This is a genomic window from Leifsonia poae (assembly GCF_027921845.1).
In the GTDB taxonomy this organism is placed as follows: Bacteria; Actinomycetota; Actinomycetes; order Actinomycetales; family Microbacteriaceae; genus Leifsonia; species Leifsonia poae.
Genome location: NZ_BSEN01000015.1, coordinates 864183 through 883199, shown reverse-complemented (window position 1 = coordinate 883199; position 19017 = coordinate 864183). Strand labels below are relative to the sequence as shown.

The following is a 19017-nucleotide window of genomic DNA, read 5'->3' as shown; positions in this document are numbered from 1 at the left end:
CGTGGCTGCAGCACAACCTGCCGTCTTCGTCCTCGAAGACGGAACCCGCTATGTCGGGCGGGCATACGGGGCGGTCGGCCGCACCCTCGGCGAAGCGGTCTTCTCCACCGGCATGACCGGCTACCAGGAGACGCTGACCGACCCGTCGTACGCCGGGCAGATCGTCCTCATGACGGCGCCCCACATCGGCAACACGGGCACCAACGACGAAGACATGGAGTCGCGTCAGATCTGGGTGGCCGGCTATGTCGTGCGCGAGCCGTCCCGCGTCGTGTCGAATTTCCGCGCCCAGCGCAGCCTCGACGAGGACCTCGTCGCTCAGGGCGTCGTGGGGATCAGCGGCATCGACACCCGCGCGGTGACCCGCCACATCCGGTCGGCCGGCGCGATGCGCTCCGGCATCTTCTCGGGTCCGGACTTCGAGCTCAGCGAGAGCGAGCAGCTCGACCTCGTTCGCAGCGGCAGCGGGATGGCGGGGCGCAACCTTTCGGCCGAGGTCTCCACCCCGGAGCCCTTCACGGTGCCCGCCGTCGGCGAGAAGATCGGCTCGGTCGCCGTGCTCGATCTCGGCGTCAAGACCTCGACGCTCAACAACCTCGCCGCGCGCGGACTCGACGTGCACGTGCTGCCGCAGATGGTCAGCGCCCGCGACGTGCTCGAGCTGCAGCCGTCGGCGCTGTTCTTCTCGAACGGTCCCGGCGACCCCGCCGCATCGGAGAAGCACGTGCAGCTGCTCCAGGAGGTGCTCCGCGCCGGAGTGCCGTACTTCGGCATCTGCTTCGGCAATCAGCTGCTCGGCCGCGCGCTGGGCCTGACGACCTACAAGCTGCCGTTCGGGCACCGCGGAATCAACCAGCCGGTGCTCGACAAGCGCACCGGCCGCGTCGAGATCACGGCCCAGAACCACGGGTTCGCAGTCGAGGCACCGATCGAGGGCACCTTCGACTCGCCCGCCGGCTTCGGCCGCGTCGAGGTGAGCCACTTCAGCCTCAACGACAACGTGGTGGAGGGGCTCAACTGCCTCGACCTCGATGCGTTCAGCGTGCAGTACCACCCCGAAGCCGCTGCCGGACCGCACGACGCCAACTACCTGTTCGACCGTTTCATCGACATGATCCGCAAGCCCGCCGGCGAGAAGCCGTCCGGCGTGCCGGCGTCCGATTACCCGACCGCCACCGAGAACGAAGGCCAGAACTAATGCCGAAACGCTCCGATATCAGCTCCGTCCTGGTCATCGGCTCCGGCCCGATCGTCATCGGCCAGGCCTGCGAGTTCGACTACTCCGGCACGCAGGCGTGCCGCGTGCTCCGCGAGGAGGGCGTGCGCGTCATCCTGGTGAACTCGAACCCGGCGACGATCATGACCGACCCCGACTTCGCCGACGCCACGTACGTCGAGCCGATCACGTGGGAGGTCATCGAGACCATCATCGCCAAGGAGCGCCCGGATGCGATCCTGCCGACCCTGGGGGGCCAGACCGCGCTCAACGCGGCCATCCAGCTGCACGAGCACGGGATCCTCGAGAAGTACGACGTCGAGCTGATCGGCGCCAAGTTCGAGGCCATCCAGAAGGGCGAGGACCGCCAGATCTTCAAAGAGCTGGTGATCGCCGCCGGCGCGGAGGTCGCCCGCTCGCACATCGCCCACACGGTCGACGAGGCGATCGGTTTCGCCGAGGACCTCGGCTACCCGCTCGTCGTGCGCCCGTCGTTCACCATGGGCGGCCTGGGGTCGGGCTTCGCCTACACCGAGCAGGAGCTGCGGCGCATCGTCGGCGACGGCCTGCACCAGAGCCCCACCAGCGAGGTGCTCCTGGAGGAGTCCATCCTCGGCTGGAAGGAGTACGAGCTCGAGCTGATGCGGGACACGGCAGACAACACGGTCGTCGTCTGCTCCATCGAGAACGTCGACCCGGTCGGCGTGCACACCGGTGACTCGATCACCGTCGCACCGGCGCTGACCCTGACCGACCGCGAGTACCAGAAGCTGCGCGACATCGGCATCGACATCATCCGGGCCGTCGGCGTCGACACCGGCGGCTGCAACATCCAGTTCGCCGTCGACCCGTCGAACGGCCGGATCATCGTCATCGAGATGAACCCGCGCGTCTCGCGCTCGTCGGCGCTCGCATCGAAGGCGACCGGCTTCCCGATCGCCAAGATCGCGGCCAAGCTCGCCATCGGCTACCGTCTCGACGAGATCCCGAACGACATCACCAAGGTCACCCCGGCGAGCTTCGAGCCGACGCTCGACTACGTGGTCGTCAAGGTCCCGCGCTTCGCGTTCGAGAAGTTCCCGGCCGCCGACCCCACCCTCACCACCACCATGAAGTCGGTCGGCGAGGCGATGGCGATCGGCCGCAGCTTCACGAGCGCGCTGCAGAAGGCGCTCCGCTCGCTCGAGAAGCGCGGATCGTCCTTCCACTGGGGCGCCGAGTCGCGCACGCTCGACGAGCTGCTCTCCACGATCGGCACGCCGACCGACGGCCGGATCGTCGACGTGCAGCAGGCGCTTCGCCTGGGCGCGACCATCGAGCAGGTCTTCGAGGCCACCAAGATCGACCCGTGGTTCCTCGACCAGATCGTGCTCATCAATGAGGTCGCCGACCAGCTCAAGAACGCCGAGACGCTCGACACCGACACCCTGCGCTACGCGAAGGACCACGGGTTCTCCGACGCTCAGATCGGACAGCTGCGCGGCTTCGGCGAGACCGACGTGCGGGAGATCCGGCACATCCTGGGCGTGCGCCCGGTCTACAAGACGGTGGACACCTGCGCAGGCGAGTTCCCTGCACTCACGCCGTACCACTACTCCAGCTACGACCTGGAGACCGAGGTGGAGCCGAGCGATCGCCGCAAGGTGGTCATCCTGGGCTCCGGCCCGAACCGCATCGGTCAGGGCGTCGAATTCGACTACTCGTGCGTGCACGCCTCGTTCGCGCTGCACGACGCCGGGTTCGAGACGATCATGATCAACTGCAACCCCGAGACCGTGTCGACCGACTACGACACCAGCGACCGGCTCTACTTCGAGCCCCTCACGCTCGAGGACGTGCTGGAGGTCATCCACGCCGAATCCCAGAGCGGCGAGCTCGTCGGTGTCGTCGTGCAGCTCGGCGGCCAGACGGCCCTCGGACTCGCGAAGGGGCTCGAAGCGGCGGGCGTCCCCATCCTCGGCACCACCCCCGAGGCCATCGACCTGGCCGAGGAGCGCGGGCTGTTCGCCGAGATCCTCGAGAACGCCGGCCTGCTCGCACCGCGCAACGGCACGGCGTTCGACTTCCCCGGCGCGGTGCAGGTGGCCGAGCAGATCGGCTACCCGGTGCTGGTGCGGCCGAGCTACGTGCTCGGCGGCCGCGGCATGGAGATCGTCTACGACAGCCCGTCGCTGGCCGACTACTTCGAGCGCGTCGCCGGTCAGGGGATCGTCGGCCCGGCGCATCCGCTGCTGGTCGACCGCTTCCTCGACGACGCCATCGAGATCGACGTCGACGCACTCTACGACGGCGAGCAGCTCTACATCGGCGGCGTGATGGAGCACATCGAGGAGGCCGGCATCCACTCCGGTGACTCGAGCTGCACGCTGCCTCCGATCACCCTGGGACGCCGCGAGATCGACCGGGTCCGGGACGCGACGCTCAAGATCGCCGAGGGCGTCGGCGTGCGCGGGCTGCTGAACGTGCAGTTCGCGATCGGCGCCGGCGTGCTCTACGTGCTCGAGGCGAACCCGCGGGCATCCCGCACGGTTCCCTTCGTCTCGAAGGCGCTCGGCATCCCGCTCGCCAAGGCGGCATCGCGCATCATGGTGGGCGAGACGATCGCCTCGCTGATCGAGTCCGGTTTGCTCCCCGTGCAAGACGGCTCGGTCATCCCGATGGACTCGCCGGTCGCCGTCAAGGAGGCCGTGCTGCCGTTCAAGCGGTTCCGCACGAAGGACGGCAACATCGTCGACTCGGTGCTCGGCCCGGAGATGCGTTCGACCGGCGAGGTGATGGGGATCGACAAGGACTTCCCGCGCGCGTTCGCCAAGAGCCAGTCGGCCGCGTACGGCGGGATGCCGCTCGGAGGCACCGCGTTCGTCTCCGTCTCCGACCGCGACAAGCGCTCGATCGTGCTGCCGGTGCTGCGCCTGCAGCAGCTCGGCTTCGAGATCCTCGCCACCGAGGGCACGGCCGAAGTGCTCAACCGCAACGGCATCGCCGCCAGCGTCGTGCGCAAGTTCAGCGAGACCGACAGCTCGGCCCCGTCGATCGTCGACCTGATCAACCGCAACGAAGTGGATGTCGTCATCAACACTCCGAGCGGCCGATCGGCTCGTGCGGACGGGTACGAGATCCGCGCGGCCGCCGTGGCCGGCGACAAGCCGCTGTTCACGACGATCGCGGAGCTCAGCGCCGCCGTCGCCTCCGTCGACGCGATCCGCGAAGGCTTCGAGGTGAAGTCGCTGCAGGAGTATGCACTCGATCGGGCCGCGCGCGCGTGAGTTTCGGTGACCGGCTCGCCGGAGTCTTCGCCAGCGAAGGGCGCCTCTGCGTCGGGATCGACCCGCACGAGCACCTGCTGCAGAGCTGGGGCCTCCCGGCCTCGGCGGACGGTGTGCGGGCGTTCGGCTTGGCGGTCGTGGCGGCCACGGTGGGACGGGCGGGCATCGTCAAGCCGCAGGTGGCGTTCTTCGAGCGCTACGGGTCGGCCGGCTACGCCGCGCTCGAAGAGGTGCTCGCCGCCGCCCGGGATGCCGGACTGCTGGTGATCGCGGACGCGAAGCGCGGCGACATCGGCACCAGCGTGACCGCGTACGCGGAGGCCTGGCTGACGCCGGGATCGCCGTTGGAGGCCGACGCGATGACGATCGCCGCGTTCCAGGGGGTCGGGTCGATCGCCGAGCCGATGCGGCTCGCCGAGAGCGCAGGCAAGGGCCTGTTCGTGCTCGCCGCCACGTCGAATCCGGAGGCGGCGGCCATCCAGCAGGCGGTCGTGGCGTCGGGAGCGCATTCGGGACTCACGGTCGCGCGTGCGATCATCGAAGACGTGAGTTCTTTCAACCAGGCCCAGGCGCAGCACGCCTTCGGCTCGATCGGGCTCGTGCTCGGTGCCACCCTCGACCTCGCCGACTTCGGCATCGTCACCACCGCGAGCGCGCGCGTCAATGCCTCTCCGGTGCTCGCACCCGGCTTCGGGCACCAGGGCGCTCGTGTCGCCGACGCGGCGCGGCTCTTCGGCTCGCTGGCCGGTGGCGTGATCGTGAGCGAGTCGCGCGGCCTGCTCGGGGGCGGCCCCGACGGACTCGCCGATGCCATCGCGGCACGCGCCGACGAGGTGCGGAGCAGTCATGTCTGAGCCCCGCACCGCTTCGCTTCGTCCGGCGCCCCCTGAGGTCGACCGCCGCGCCGCCTCGCAGGCCGCCGTCGCAGCGCGTCGGGCGCGTGCAGCGGTGAAGGCCGCGATCGCTGCCCACGAGGTCTCTCCGCTCACCGTCCTCGACAAGGCGACGGCCGAGCCGGAGGGTGTTGAAGGCCGGCTGCGCGTCACCGAGTTCCTGCTCAGCGTGCCCGCGATCGGCACCACCAAGATGAAGGACGCCCTGGAGCGGCTCGCGATCTCGCCAGCCAAGCGCCTCGGCGGCCTCGGCCGGCATCAGCGCCTTCGCCTGCGCGAGTTCCTCATCGAGCGCGAGTCGCGCTCGGGGCGTCAGAAGAACCAGCTGGTCGTGCTGGCCGGTCCCACCGCGGTGGGCAAGGGCACCGTCTCTACATACATCCGCGAGAACTATCCGGATGTCCTGCTCTCCGTCTCGGCCACCACCCGCGCCCCGCGGCCCGGCGAGGTCGACGGCGTGAACTACTACTTCGTCGACGACGCCGAGTTCGACCGGATGATCGCCGACGGCGAGTTGCTCGAGTGGGCGACCGTGCACAACGCCTCGCGGTACGGCACGCCGCGCACGCCGATCGAGCGTGCGCTCGAGGCGGGCAGGAGCGTGCTGCTCGAGATCGACCTGCAGGGAGCGCGCAGCGTGCGTGCCGCCATGCCGGAGGCGCGCCTGATCTTCCTCCTGCCCCCGACCTGGGAGGAGCTCGTGCGGCGGCTCATCGGCCGCGGCACCGAATCGGCCGCGGAACAGCAGCGCCGGCTCGAGACCGCGAAGATCGAATTGGCCGCTCAGGACGAGTTCGATCACCGGGTCGTGAACACCGACGTGGCCGAGGCCGCGCGGGAGGTCGTAGACTTGATGAAGATCCGCACGGCGCCGTCGCGCCCGTAGACCGTTCTCTTGGCGTCCTGGAGACGCCCGTCGTCACCGTGACGACCCACCTTACACAAGGAGCAATACACGTATGGCACTCAGCAACAAGGGCATCATTGACCCGCCCATCGACGACGTCCTGGCCAAGGTCGAGTCGAAGTACGCCCTGGTGATCTTCGCGTCCAAGCGCGCCCGTCAGATCAACGACTACTACGCCGACCTGCACGAGGGAAGCCTGTTCGACAACGTCGGCCCCCTGGTCGACTCGTCGGTCGACGACAAGCCGCTCTCGGTCGCCCTGCACGAGATCAACGAGGACAAGCTCGAGATCAAGCCGATCGTCGAATAAGTAGCACGGCCGGGGTTCTCCCGGCATGAGGGGATGCCGCCGTGGGCGCACGATTGACCATTGTCGTCGGAGTTACCGGCGGCATCGCCGCGTATAAGGCCGTCGGAGTGATCCGGGCCCTCGTGCTCGAGGGGCACTCGGTGCACGTGGTGGCGACGGAGGCCGCGCTGCGGTTCGTCGGCCGCCCGACGCTCGAGGCGATCAGCCGCAATCCGGTGGCGACCGATCTTTACGAGGGTGTCGCCGAGGTGCGGCACGTCGCGATCGGCCAGTCCGCCGATCTGATCGTCATCGCGCCCGCCACGGCCAACACGATCGCGAAGCTCGCGGCCGGACTCGCCGACGACCTGCTCGGCAACACCGTGCTCGCCAGCACGGCGCCTCTGGTCATCGCCCCGGCGATGCACACCGAGATGTGGCAGAACCCCGCGACGGTTGCGAACATCGCGACCCTGCGCGGGCGCGGCGTCACGGTGGTCGGTCCGGCCAGCGGACAGCTCACGGGCAAAGACTCCGGTCCCGGCCGGATGGAGGAGTCGGCGACGGTCGTGCGCGCCGCCCTCGAGACCGTCGGGGCGCATCCGGAACGATCGCTGCCGCCGGTGGTCTCCGAGCAGCCGCAGGCGATCGTCGTTCCGGCGGCGGATGCCGTGGCCGACATCGTCGTGCTCTCCGAACGCCGCCGGGCGAACGAGGCGACGCGTCGACCGCGTGGCGGCAACGATCTGGCCGGCAAGCGGGTCGTGGTGACGGCAGGCGGAACGCGCGAGCCTCTCGACCCGGTGCGCTTCCTCGGCAACCGGTCGAGCGGACGGCAGGGCGTCGCCCTGGCCCAGGCCGCGCGAGCCAGGGGAGCCGAGGTGACACTGATCGCCGCCCACCTCGAGGTGCCGGCGCCCGACGACCTCACGGTGATCGAGGTGCAGACGGCACTCGAGCTGCAGGAGGCCGTGACCGAGGTCGCCGCCTCCGCCGACATCGTCGTGATGACCGCAGCCGTCGCCGACTACCGCCCGGCCGAGGTGCGCGACGCGAAGATCAAGAAGACCGAGGCGGGGGAGACCCTCACCCTCGAGCTGGTCGCCAACCCCGACATCCTGGCCGGACTGTCGGCGGGTCGGCGCGAAGGTCAGGTCGTCGTCGGCTTCGCAGCCGAGACCGAACCGGATCCCTCCGCGCTGATCGAGCTCGGGCGCGGCAAGCTGGAGGCCAAGGGCTGCGACTTCCTCGTGATCAACCAGGTCGGCTGGACCCAGGGGTTCGCCACGGAGAGCAATGAAGTCGTCGTGCTCCGACGGGGCGGCGATATAGTGATGGAGGCCTCCGGCTCCAAGCTGTCGGTGGCCGATCGTATTCTCGACGTCATCGCCTGACGCAAACCAGATGTGACGGGCCCGAGCTAGGGAGAACCTTGGCCGAACTGCGCCTCTTCACCTCCGAATCCGTCACCGAAGGCCACCCCGACAAGATCTGCGATCAGATCTCGGACAGCATCCTGGATGCGCTGCTCGCGGTCGACCCGCACAGTCGCGCGGCGGTCGAGACGCTGGTCACCACCGGCCTCGTGCATGTCGCCGGCGAGGTGACGACGAACGGCTACGTCGAGATCCCCGCGCTGGTCCGCGAGAAGATCGTGGAGATCGGCTACGACTCGTCCGACGTCAGCTTCGACGGCAACCAGTGCGGCGTCTCCGTGTCGATCGGCGCGCAGTCGCCCGACATCGCCCAGGGCGTCGACAACGCCCTCGAGACGCGCTCCGAGCAGAGCATCGACCCCTTCGACCACCAGGGCGCCGGCGATCAGGGGATCATGTTCGGCTACGCCACGACCGAGACGCCGCAGTACATGCCGCTGCCGATCTGGCTCGCGCACCGCCTGGCCGAGCGCCTGGCCGAGGTGCGCAAGCAGGGAGTGCTCGACTACCTGCGGCCCGACGGCAAGACCCAGGTCACCATCGGCTACGAGGGCATCGTGCCGAAGTCGGTCCAGACCGTCGTGCTCTCGACCCAGCACGCGCCGCACGTCTCCAACGAGACGTTGCAGGCCGAGGTCATCGAAGAGGTCATCGCTCCCGTGCTCCACGCTGCCGGGCTGGAGTCGGCGCACGTGCGCACGCTGATCAACCCGACCGGCCGGTTCGAGATCGGCGGCCCCAAGGGAGACGCCGGCCTCACGGGTCGCAAGATCATCGTCGACACCTACGGCGGCGCCAGCCGCCACGGTGGTGGCGCCTTCTCAGGCAAGGACCCGTCGAAGGTCGACCGCTCCGCGGCGTACGCGATGCGCTGGGCCGCGAAGAACGCGGTCGCGGCCGGGTTCGCCGACCGCCTGGAACTGCAGGTCGCCTACGCCATCGGCAAGGCGGCGCCCGTCGGCCTCTACGTCGAGACGTTCGGCACCGGCACCATTCCCGACGACCGCATCATCGCGGCCATCCGGGAGGTCTTCGACCTGCGGCCCGCAGCGATCATCGAATCGCTCGACCTGCTGCGCCCGATCTACGCGAAGACGGCGACCTACGGCCACTTCGGCCGCGAGCTGCCCGATTTCACCTGGGAGCGCCTCGACCGCATCGACGATCTGCGGTCGGCCGCGGGGCTGTAGCGATGCCGGCGGCCGCACGGGTCGCCCGCATCGTCATTGATTCGGCGCTTCCCCAGCTCGACCACTACTTCGACTACCGCGTACCGCCCGAGCTCGCCGACCTGGCGCAGCCGGGCGTTCGGGTCAAGGTGCCGCTGCGCACGGCCGGTCGCATCGCCGACGGCTACATCGCCGAGTTCGCGGACGAGTCCGAGGAGGCGTACGAGGGCGAGCTCAGCCCGATCGAGGCGGTCGTGTCGCCGGTGCCGGTGCTCTCGCCGGAGGTCTGGCGGCTGGCTCGGCGGCTGGCCGACCGGAGCGCCGGGACGGCCAACGACATCGTGCGGCTCGCGGTGCCCGGCCGGGCGGTGCGCGTCGAGAAGGCGTGGCTGGCCGCCCAGGCGCAGGTCGCAGAACCGGGGGCCGATGAACCGGAGGTCGCCGAGGGGGCGGAGGGCGCCGACCACCGCACGGCTCCGGCCGCGCACGTCCCCGCACCCGCCGTGCGCGGCTACGGCGACGGCGTGCTCGAGGCGGCGGTCGCCGACGGCCGGCGCGTCGCCGTACGCTCGATCCCGCGCCTGGCGCAGCTCCCCGACGGCTCCTGGGTGGGCGAGTGGGCCGTCACCCTCGCGACGCTGGCGACCGGATGCTTCGTCGCAGGCCGATCCGCGATCATCGCGGTCCCCGACTACCGCGACCTCGACCAGCTCGCCGCGGCCCTGCACGCCATCGCGCCCGCCGGCGCCGTGGTGCGCGCCGACGCGTCGCAGGCGAATGCGGAGCGCTACCGCGGGTTCCTCGAAGCGCTCTCCGGGCCACGCATCGTGATCGGCAACCGGTCCGTCGTCTACGCGCCGGCGTCCGACCTCGGCCTCATCGCGCTCTGGAGTGACGGCGACCCGCTCTACGCCGAGCCGCTGAGCCCCTATGTGCACACGCGGGACGCGGCGCTGGTGCGCCAGGAACTGCAGCACTGCGCCCTCGTCTTCGCCGGTCACGCCCGTACCGTGGAAGTGGAGCGCCTGGTCGACGTCGGCTGGCTCGACGAGATCGCCCCGGAGCGGGCCGTGTCGCCGCGCGTCGTGCTGACCGCCAACCAGGCGGCCGACGAGCCGGCGGCGCGTGCCGCCCGCATCCCGTCGGGCGCCTGGCAGACCGCACGGGCCGCGCTCACCGGCTCGGCCGACCATCCTGCCGGGCCGGTGCTGGTGCAGGTGGCACGCCCCGGATACGCGCCCATGCTCGCCTGTGCGCGCTGCGGGCAGGCGGCCCGGTGCAACCGCTGCGACGGCCCGCTCGGCCAGAGTCGCGCCGGTGCCACCCCGGCGTGCGGCTGGTGCGGCGCGCTCGCCACCGACTGGCGCTGCGGCAACTGCGAGCACGACCGGTTCCGGATGGTCACCGTCGGGTCCGGCCGCACCGCAGAGGAGCTCGGCCGAGCGTTTCCGGGTGTGCGCGTCGTGGTGGCCGACGGCGAGCATCCGGTGCAGACCGTCGGCGACGCGCCCGCGCTGGTCGTCGCGACGCGTGGGGCCGAACCGATCGCCGCCGGCGGCTACCGCGCCGTGCTCCTGCTCGACGGCGAGCGGATGCTCGCCCGGGAGAGCCTGCGCGTGGCGGAGGACTGCCTGCGCTGGTGGACCAACGCATCCGCGTTGGCCGCCCCCGGGGCGCCGACGGTGCTCGTCGGCGTCGCCGGTCCGCTCGCGCGCGACTTCGCCACGGGGCGGCTGACCGAGTTCGCCCGGGCGGAGCTGGCCGCGCGCCGGGAGCTGCGGTTCCCTCCGGCGGTGCGGCTGGCGTCGATCACGGGCTCGGCGGAGGCGGTCGAGCAACTGGTCGCCGCCGTGGACCAGGACCTGCTCATCGACGTGCTCGGGCCGGCACCGGCGGCGGACGGCCTGGTGCGGAGCATCCTGCGGTTCGAGTACGCGCGCGGGGGCGAGGTCGCCACGGCGGTGCGCGCGGCGTTCGTGCGCAACGCCACCAAGCGGCGTCGCGCGCCGGCGGGCAAGAGCGGTTTCCGTCCCGCGCCGACCCTGCGGGTGCGCTTCGACGACCCCGAGCTCGGCTAGGTTCGCGCCGTCGGCCGCGGTGTCGGAGAATGGATGCTGGCCCGTCGGCGACCGTTCGCCGCGCCGGCCCTTCCGCTGTTCGACGATCCGGAGATGTACGTGACACGTTTGAGGCTGGTCTTCGCCGGCACCCCGGCGGTGGCTGTCCCCGCACTGCGTGCGCTCGCCGAGCGGCATGACGTCGTCGCGGTGATCACCCGGCGCGACGCCGAGCTCGGCCGCAAGCGCGTCCTCACCCCGTCGCCCGTCGCGGCGGCCGCGGAGGAGCTCGGCATCGAGACGATCAAGGCGAACCGTCTCGACGACACGGTGACTGAGCGCATCCGGGAGCTCGCACCCGATCTCGGCGCCATCGTCGCGTACGGCGGACTCGTGCGCGAGCCCCTGCTCTCGCTGCCGCGGCTCGGCTGGATCAACCTGCACTTCTCGTTGCTGCCCCTGTGGCGCGGCGCCGCGCCGGTGCAGCGAGCGGTCATCGCCGGAGACACCGTGACGGGCGCCGCGGTCTTCCAGCTCGTGCCCGACCTGGATGCCGGAGCGGTCTTCTCGGAGCTGCGCCGCGAGATCGGCCCGGATGAGACGGCCGGCGAGCTGCTCGAAGCGCTCTCCATCCCGGGCGCCGGACTTCTCGCCGAGACGGTCGACGCGCTCGCCGACGGCTCGGCCGTCGCGACGGAGCAGACCGGCGAGCCGACGCTCGCCCCGAAACTCACGCTGGACGACGCCCACCTCGACCTGGCGGCGCCCGCCGAGGCCGTCTACGCCCGGCTGCGCGGCGTGACGCCGGAGCCGGGCGCGTTCGCGCTGCTCGACGGCGAGCGCTTCAAGATCCTGTCCGCCCGCCGGGCGCCCGAGGCGGAGCCGCTGGCTCCTGGCGCCGTCGAACTGCGTGGCAAGGCCGTCCAGGTCGGGACGGCGACGGACCCGCTCGAGCTGGTCACCGTACAGCCGGCGGGCAAGCGAGCGATGGCGGCCGCCGACTGGTGGCGGGGCCGTTCGAACCCCGAAGGAGTACACCTCTCATGAGCGAGCGCCCGACCCGCGTACAGCCCGCGCGCCAGGTGGCCTACGACGTCATCTCGGCAGTGCGTGAATCCGACGCCTACGCCAACCTGCTCCTGCCGACCCGCATCGTGCGCGCCGGTCTGTCACCGGCGGATGCCGGGCTGGCCACCGAGCTCACGTACGGGACCCTGCGCATGCAGGGCTACTACGACCGTGTCATCGCGATCGCCGCCGGACGCCCGATCGACAAGATCGATGCACCGATCCTCGACGTGCTGCGCCTCGGCGCCCACCAGCTGCTCTCCACTCGCGTGGCTCCGCACGCCGCCGTCAACGAGTCGGTCGCGCTCGCCCGGATGGTGGGCTCGCGCTCGACGACCGGTTTCACCAACGGAGTGCTGCGCGAGATCGGCCGTCACACGCCCGAGGAATGGCGGCAGCGCATCCTCGCCGCGGCGAAGAACCAGGACGACGAGCTGGCGTCCGTCAGCTCGCACCCGGTCTGGGTCGTGCGCGCGTTCCGTCGCGCCCTCGAGGCCGAGGGCCGCGGCGCAGAACTCGAGGAGCTGCTGGCCGCGGACAACGTCGCCCCGCGCGTGAACCTGATCGCCCTCCCCGGCCTGGCCGACGCGCCGGAAGGGTCGACGCCGGACCGCTACTCGCCGCCCGGCTTCACCGCCGGCGGTGGCGACCCTCAGGCCCTGGTCGAGGCGAACGACGGTCGCGTGAGGGTGCAGGACGAGGGCTCCCAGCTCGCCGCGCTCGCGCTCAGCCGTGCGCGGCCGATCCTGCCGGGGGAGCGCTGGCTCGACCTGTGCGCCGGCCCGGGCGGCAAGGCGGCGCTCCTCGCGGCCGAGGCGCTGACCGGGGGAGCGACGCTCGTCGCCAACGAGGTCGTCCCGGCGCGCGCCGAGCTGGTCCGCCGCGCCCTCGCGCCCGTTCCGCTCGACGTCGAGGTGTGGGAACGCGACGGCACGACCATCGGCGCGTCGCATCCCGAGGCCTTCGACCGCATCCTGCTCGACGCGCCCTGCACCGGTCTCGGCGCGCTGCGGCGCCGTCCGGAGGCCCGCTGGCGCAAGACTCCGCGCGATGTGGCCGAGCTCACCGCCCTTCAGACCCGGCTGCTCGACTCCGCCGTCGACGCTCTCGCGCCCGGCGGCGTGCTGGCCTACGTGACCTGCTCGCCGCACATCGGGGAGACCCGGGGGATCATCGCCGATGCGCTCGACCGACACGACGACCTCGAAGCGCTCAGCACGGCCGAGGTGGTGCAGCAGCTCGCCGTCGAGCGTCTCGACCTGGCCGACGACGTGCTGCACGCGCAGCTCTGGCCGCACCGCCACGGCACCGATGCCATGTTCATCGCGCTGCTGACGAAGAACGCCCCCGCCGAAGAGAGAGACTGAAGCCCATGCCAGCACGGATCAACCCCAGTATCCTCGCCGCCGATTTCGTGAACATGCAGCGGGACCTGGAGCGCATCGCCTCCGCCGATCTCGTGCACGTCGACGTGATGGACAACCACTTCGTGCCCAACCTGACGTTCGGGCCGCAGATGGTGGAGCGGATCCAGGCCGTGTCGCCGATTCCGCTCGACGTGCACCTCATGATCGACGATCCCGATCGGTGGGCGCTCGGCTATGCAGAGCTGGGGGCGTACTCGGTCACGTTCCACGCGGAGGCTGCGGCGGACCCGGTGCGGCTCGCGCGGCGTCTGCAGGCGATCGGAGCACGCGCCGGCCTCGCGCTCAAGCCGGGCACCCCGGTCGACGACGTCCTCGAGCTCCTGCCGGAATTCGACCAGGTGCTGGTGATGACGGTGGAGCCGGGCTTCGGAGGCCAATCGTTCATGCCGGAGACGATGCCGAAGCTGGCGCGACTCCGCTCCGCGGTCGATGCCGCCGGTCTCGACGTCTGGCTGCAGGTGGACGGCGGTATCACCGAGGAGACGATCGTGACCGCGGCCGAGAACGGGGCGGACACCTTCGTCGCCGGTTCCGCCGTGTTCCGGGCCGAGAACACCGAGCGACAGATCTCCCTGTTGCGCGATACGGCGGCCGAGCACATCCACCCCGGCGGGAACTAGTAGCCTGTAACGGTGAAAACCTTCGACGACCTCTTCGCCGAGCTCAGCGAGAAGGCCGTGTCCCGTCCGCACGGTTCCGGAACGGTGCGCGAGCTGGACGCGGGCGTGCACGCCATCGGAAAGAAGATCGTGGAGGAGGCCGCCGAGGTCTGGATGGCCGCCGAGTACGAGACCGACGAGCGCACGGCTGAGGAGATCTCCCAGCTGCTCTACCACCTGCAGGTCCTGCTCATCGCCAAGGGCCTCACGCCGGCCGACGTGTACCGACATCTGTGAACCGAACCTCCCCGTTCTGATCACCCCACGTACACGAAAGACCCAACAATGCTGAAGATCGCCGTTCCCAACAAGGGTTCCCTCTCCGAGACCGCGGCGCAGATGCTGTCGGAGGCGGGCTACCACGGCCGCCGCGACCCCAAAGAGCTCATCGTCTCCGACCCGCGCAACGACGTCGAGTTCTTCTATCTGCGCCCCCGCGACATCGCCACCTACGTCGGCAGCGGTGCGCTCGACGTGGGCATCACCGGCCGCGACCTGCTGCTCGACTCCGGCTCTTCCGCCGCGGAGATCGCCGCACTCGACTTCGCCGCCTCCACCTTCCGGTTCGCCGGCCCGACCGGCCTTCTCACCGACCTCGCCGACCTCGAGGGAAAGCGGGTCGCGACCAGCTATCCCGGGCTCGTCGGCGACTTCCTCGCCGACAAGGGCATCGACTCGACGCTCATCAAGCTCGACGGCGCCGTGGAGTCGGCCGTGCGCCTCGGCGTCGCGGATGCGGTGGCCGACGTGGTCGAGACCGGCGCCACCTTGCGCAAGCAGGGCCTCGAGATCTTCGGCCCGGTCATCCTCGAGTCGGAGGCCGTGCTCATCTCGTCGGCCGCTCCGGCCCCCGGTGTCGACACACTGCTCCGGCGGCTCCAGGGCGTGATGGTCGCCCGCCAGTACGTGCTGGTCGATTACAACCTGCCCGTCGCTCTGCTGGAGCGCGCGGTCGCACTCACCCCCGGTGTCGAGTCGCCCACCGTCTCACCGCTCGGCGAGCCGGACTGGGTGGCCGTGCGCGTGATGATCAAGCGCGAGAGCACCAACCACACCATGGATGCGCTCTACGAGCTGGGCGCACGCGCCATCCTGGTCACCTCGATCCACGCGGCGCGCATCTGATGAGCGTCGCGGTCAGGGTGATCCCGTGTCTCGACGTGGCCGCCGGCCGCGTAGTCAAGGGTGTCAACTTCCAGAATCTGCGTGACGCGGGAGACCCGGTCGAGCTGGCCCGGTCGTACTACGAGCAGGGCGCCGACGAGCTGACCTTCCTCGATGTCACGGCGACGGTCGACAACCGCTCGACGACCTACGACGTCGTGCGCGCCACGGCCGAGCAGGTCTTCATCCCGCTTACGGTCGGCGGTGGCGTGCGCAGCACCGAGGACGTCTCACGGCTGCTCGCCAGCGGCGCCGACAAGGTGGGGGTCAACTCCGCGGCGATCGCGCGACCCGCCCTGGTGGCCGAGATCGCCGACCGCTTCGGCGCGCAGGTGCTCGTGCTCTCGCTCGACGTCAAGCGCTCGGCCGCGACGGCGTCGGGTTTCGTGGTCACGACGCACGGCGGGCGCACCGAGACCGAGCTCGACGCGCTCGAGTGGGCGGCGACCGCCATCGAGCTCGGAGCGGGCGAGCTGCTCGTCAACTCCATCGACGCCGACGGAACCAAAGAGGGGTTCGACACCGAGCTCATCGCGTTGATGCGCGGCATCAGCAGCGTCCCGGTCATCGCGTCCGGCGGCGCCGGGGCGGTCACCGACTTCGTCCCGGCCATCGAGGCCGGCGCCGATGCGGTGCTCGCGGCGAGCGTCTTCCACTCGGGCGAGATGACGATCGGCGACGTCAAAGAGGAATTGGTCAAAGCCGGCCTGGAGGTCAGATCATGAGCGCGGTCGACAGCGCGATCTTGGAGCGCATCACGTTCAACAGCGACGGGCTCGTGCCCGCGATCATCCAGCAGTGGGACACGCGCGAGGTGCTCATGATGGGCTGGATGGACGCCGAGGCGTTCCGTCGCACCATGACGGAGGGTCGGGTGACCTTCTGGTCGCGGTCGCGTCAGGAGTACTGGCGCAAGGGCGACACCTCCGGCCACGCCCAGTACGTCAAGGCCGCGGCGCTCGACTGCGACGGCGATACGCTCTTGGTGACCGTCGAGCAGATCGGCGCCGCCTGCCACACCGGCACGCGCACCTGCTTCGACGGCGATCAGCTGGCACCGGCCGTCGGTGCGGCACCCGTCGACGCATCGGAGGCCCCGTGATCGCCACCGCATCCGGCTCGACCGCCCGCACCGACTTCTCCGCGCTCCTCGCCGACCACCGCGTCGTGCCCGTCGTGCGCGAGCTGTTCGCCGACGGTGAGACCCCGGTCGGCATCTACCGCAAGCTCGCCGCCAACCGGCCAGGCACCTTCCTGCTGGAGTCCGCAGAGCAGGGCGGAATCTGGTCGCGCTTCTCCTTCGTCGGTGTGTCGTCCTTCGGCGTGCTCACCCAGGAGCAGGATGCGGTCCGCTGGCTCGACTACGGGCTGCCGGCGGAGCGCGCCCTCGGCACCGCGGCGGAGCTTCCGCCCCTCGAAGCCCTCGCGGCGCTCTACGCCCGCTGGCAGACGCCGAGGATCGACGGACTCCCGCCGCTGACCGGCGGCCTCGTCGGATTCATCGGCTGGGAGGCCATCCGGCAGATCGAGCGCCTTCCGCACCAGCCGCCCGCCGACTTCGACGTGCCGGGGCAGGCTCTCGCCTTCAGCGCGGACCTCGTGGTGATCGACCACCGCTTCGGCACGGTCACGCTCATCGCCAATGTGCTCAACGACGGCGTCGACGACGCCGACACACTGTGGCACGAAGCTCAGCGACGACTCGATGCGATGCAGAACGGGCTCGCGCAGCCGTCGGAGGCCTGGCTCGCCGAGGTCGACCTGGCGACGCCGGCCGATCCCGTCTCGCGCACGCGGCGCGAGGACTTCCTCGCCTCCGTGGTCACCGCCAAGGAGCGGATCGTCGACGGCGACATCTTCCAGGTCGTCATCTCGCAGCGCTTCGAGCTGGAATGCTCCGCGCATCCGCTCGATGTCTACCGGGTGCTCCGCAGTCTCAATCCGAGCCCGTACATGTATCTGCTCGCCCTCGAGCGCCCGGATGGCGGCGCGTACTCGATCGTCGGGTCGTCGCCCGAGGCCCTGTTCAAGGTCCAGAACGGGCGCGCGTTCACGCATCCGATCGCCGGATCCAAGCCGCGCGGGGCGACCCCGGAAGAGGACCTCGACCTCGAGGCGACGCTCCTCGGAGACGACAAGGAGCGCGCCGAGCACCTGATGCTCGTCGATCTCGCCCGCAACGACCTGCTGAAGGTCTGCGAGGCAGGGTCGGTCGAGGTGACCGAGTTCATGCGCGTCGAGCGGTTCAGCCACATCATGCACATCGTGTCGTCGGTCGAGGGCGACCTGCTTCCGACGGCGACGGCGATCGACGTGTTCCGGGCGACGTTCCCCGCCGGGACGCTCTCCGGCGCCCCGAAGCCGCGCGCTCTCGAGATCATCGACGAGCTCGAACCGGCGCAGCGCGGTGTGTACGGGGGCGTGATCGGCTACTTCGGATTCGCTGGCGACGCCGACCTGGCGATCGCCATCCGCACGGCGACCATCATGGACGGCGTCGCGCGGGTGCAGGCCGGGGGAGGCCTCGTGGCCGACTCGATCCCCGAGAGCGAGTTCCAGGAGTCGCAGAACAAGGCGGCCGCACCGCTCCGTGCGGTCGCGGTCGCGAACGCGATGAGGCGGGTGCACGGTGACGGCTGACACAGCCGAGGCTGGCGAGCCGACGCCGCGGCGCGTCTCGCGCCGTGCGAAGTACGTCACACTGCTGGCACTTGTGGTCGGCAGCGGGCTGACCCTGCTCGCCTCGACGCAGACCTGGTTCACCGTGCACCTGACGTCGGCGGCCGACAGCGGAGCGGCGATCACCGTCGCGGGCTCGGCCGCCGCGCCCGCGCTCACCGCGCTCTCGCTCGCCGGCCTCGCTCTGACCGCCGCGCTGGCGATCGCAGGGCCGATCTTCCGCGTCGTGCTCGCTCTGCTGGGCATCCTGCTGGGCGTCAGCGTGCTCATCTCTGCCGGAAGCGCGCTGGGCGACCCGCTGCGATCGGCCTCCGCGGCCATCACGACGGCGACCGGCGTCGCGGGGAACGCGTCCCTCCACCGGATGGTCGAGCGCATCGACGCGGGGATCTGGCCGACCGTCGCGATCATCGGCGGCGCGATCCTCGTGCTCGCGTCCGCGGCCGTCGTGGTCACGACGCGGCTCTGGCCCGGGCCCTCGAAGCGCTACCAGACGCGGTTCGAAGACCCGGATGCGGCGACCACCGCCACGGCCACCGGCGCGGCGACCCCCGCGGCGACGGATGTCACCTCAGAGGCCTCGGACGACGACGAGGCCAGAGCCCTCGCGGAGGCCGAGCAGCAGGGCGACGGCGAGACGCCGGCGGCACCGCTCGAGCGCGATCAGGCCATCGACAGCTGGGACGAGCTCAGCCGCGGCGAGGACCCGACGCGCTGAGTCGCAGGACGGCCCGGCGTGCGAGCGCCTCGGCGCATCTGGCTAGACTTGACGAGTACCCCATCGATC

Annotated in this window: 17 protein-coding genes; all 17 read left to right on the top strand. The window is 70.6% G+C overall.

All coding sequences use genetic code 11. The annotated features are described in order from the left end of the window. The first annotated feature begins 1 nt into the window (after nucleotide 1). The 17 genes from carA to PKE84_RS18890 all read left to right on the top strand — a co-directional run bounded on the left by carA (nucleotide 2) and on the right by PKE84_RS18890 (nucleotide 18948). A complete protein-coding gene (gene carA / locus PKE84_RS18970) occupies nucleotides 2-1198 on the top strand; it encodes a glutamine-hydrolyzing carbamoyl-phosphate synthase small subunit (protein WP_271178800.1) in 1197 nt (398 codons plus the stop codon). Beyond that, nucleotides 1198-4482, top strand: coding sequence for a carbamoyl-phosphate synthase large subunit (gene carB / locus PKE84_RS18965; RefSeq protein ID WP_271178799.1), 3285 nt, complete (start codon nucleotides 1198-1200; stop codon nucleotides 4480-4482). The genes carA and carB overlap by 1 nt, the downstream gene beginning before the upstream one ends. Then, a complete protein-coding gene (pyrF, locus tag PKE84_RS18960; protein ID WP_271178798.1) occupies nucleotides 4479-5336 on the top strand; it encodes an orotidine-5'-phosphate decarboxylase in 858 nt (285 codons plus the stop codon). Before carB ends, pyrF begins: the two co-directional genes overlap by 4 nt. Further along, nucleotides 5329-6261 (top strand): guanylate kinase, encoded by a 933-nt coding sequence (gmk, locus tag PKE84_RS18955; protein WP_271178797.1) that lies wholly within the window; start codon nucleotides 5329-5331, stop codon nucleotides 6259-6261. The genes pyrF and gmk overlap by 8 nt, the downstream gene beginning before the upstream one ends. A gap of 73 nt (nucleotides 6262-6334) precedes the next feature. After that, nucleotides 6335-6592, top strand: coding sequence for a DNA-directed RNA polymerase subunit omega (gene rpoZ, locus PKE84_RS18950; RefSeq protein ID WP_271178796.1), 258 nt, complete (start codon nucleotides 6335-6337; stop codon nucleotides 6590-6592). Nucleotides 6593-6645: 53 nt separating this feature from the next. Further along, nucleotides 6646-7965 (top strand): bifunctional phosphopantothenoylcysteine decarboxylase/phosphopantothenate synthase, encoded by a 1320-nt coding sequence (locus PKE84_RS18945; protein ID WP_271178949.1) that lies wholly within the window; start codon nucleotides 6646-6648, stop codon nucleotides 7963-7965. Between the two features lie 38 nt (nucleotides 7966-8003). Continuing rightward, nucleotides 8004-9197 (top strand): methionine adenosyltransferase, encoded by a 1194-nt coding sequence (metK, locus tag PKE84_RS18940; protein WP_271178795.1) that lies wholly within the window; start codon nucleotides 8004-8006, stop codon nucleotides 9195-9197. A 2-nt stretch (nucleotides 9198-9199) separates the two neighbouring features. Beyond that, nucleotides 9200-11254 (top strand): primosomal protein N' family DNA-binding protein, encoded by a 2055-nt coding sequence (locus tag PKE84_RS18935; RefSeq protein ID WP_271178794.1) that lies wholly within the window; start codon nucleotides 9200-9202, stop codon nucleotides 11252-11254. A 108-nt stretch (nucleotides 11255-11362) separates the two neighbouring features. Further along, nucleotides 11363-12280, top strand: coding sequence for a methionyl-tRNA formyltransferase (fmt, locus tag PKE84_RS18930; protein ID WP_271178948.1), 918 nt, complete (start codon nucleotides 11363-11365; stop codon nucleotides 12278-12280). After that, entirely contained in the window at nucleotides 12277-13668 is a 1392-nt protein-coding gene (locus PKE84_RS18925) for an RsmB/NOP family class I SAM-dependent RNA methyltransferase (protein WP_271178793.1), read from the top strand. Before fmt ends, PKE84_RS18925 begins: the two co-directional genes overlap by 4 nt. 5 nt (nucleotides 13669-13673) lie before the next feature. After that, nucleotides 13674-14348, top strand: a complete 675-nt coding sequence (gene rpe, locus PKE84_RS18920; protein WP_271178792.1) for a ribulose-phosphate 3-epimerase — start codon at nucleotides 13674-13676, stop codon at nucleotides 14346-14348. Between the two features lie 12 nt (nucleotides 14349-14360). Beyond that, nucleotides 14361-14624, top strand: coding sequence for a phosphoribosyl-ATP diphosphatase (locus tag PKE84_RS18915; RefSeq protein WP_271178791.1), 264 nt, complete (start codon nucleotides 14361-14363; stop codon nucleotides 14622-14624). Between the two features lie 48 nt (nucleotides 14625-14672). Then, entirely contained in the window at nucleotides 14673-15512 is an 840-nt protein-coding gene (hisG, locus tag PKE84_RS18910; RefSeq protein ID WP_271178790.1) for an ATP phosphoribosyltransferase, read from the top strand. Continuing rightward, nucleotides 15512-16276 carry an imidazole glycerol phosphate synthase subunit HisF gene (gene hisF, locus PKE84_RS18905; protein WP_271178789.1) on the top strand — a complete coding sequence of 255 codons (765 nt, stop codon included), beginning with the start codon at nucleotides 15512-15514 and terminating at the stop codon, nucleotides 16274-16276. Before hisG ends, hisF begins: the two co-directional genes overlap by 1 nt. After that, nucleotides 16273-16653 carry a phosphoribosyl-AMP cyclohydrolase gene (gene hisI / locus PKE84_RS18900; RefSeq protein ID WP_271178788.1) on the top strand — a complete coding sequence of 127 codons (381 nt, stop codon included), beginning with the start codon at nucleotides 16273-16275 and terminating at the stop codon, nucleotides 16651-16653. Before hisF ends, hisI begins: the two co-directional genes overlap by 4 nt. Continuing rightward, nucleotides 16650-18191 carry an anthranilate synthase component I gene (locus tag PKE84_RS18895; RefSeq protein ID WP_271178787.1) on the top strand — a complete coding sequence of 514 codons (1542 nt, stop codon included), beginning with the start codon at nucleotides 16650-16652 and terminating at the stop codon, nucleotides 18189-18191. The genes hisI and PKE84_RS18895 overlap by 4 nt, the downstream gene beginning before the upstream one ends. Then, nucleotides 18181-18948: a Trp biosynthesis-associated membrane protein gene (locus tag PKE84_RS18890; RefSeq protein ID WP_271178786.1), complete on the top strand. Its 768-nt coding sequence runs from the start codon at nucleotides 18181-18183 to the stop codon at nucleotides 18946-18948. The genes PKE84_RS18895 and PKE84_RS18890 overlap by 11 nt, the downstream gene beginning before the upstream one ends. The last annotated feature ends 69 nt before the right edge of the window (nucleotides 18949-19017 follow it).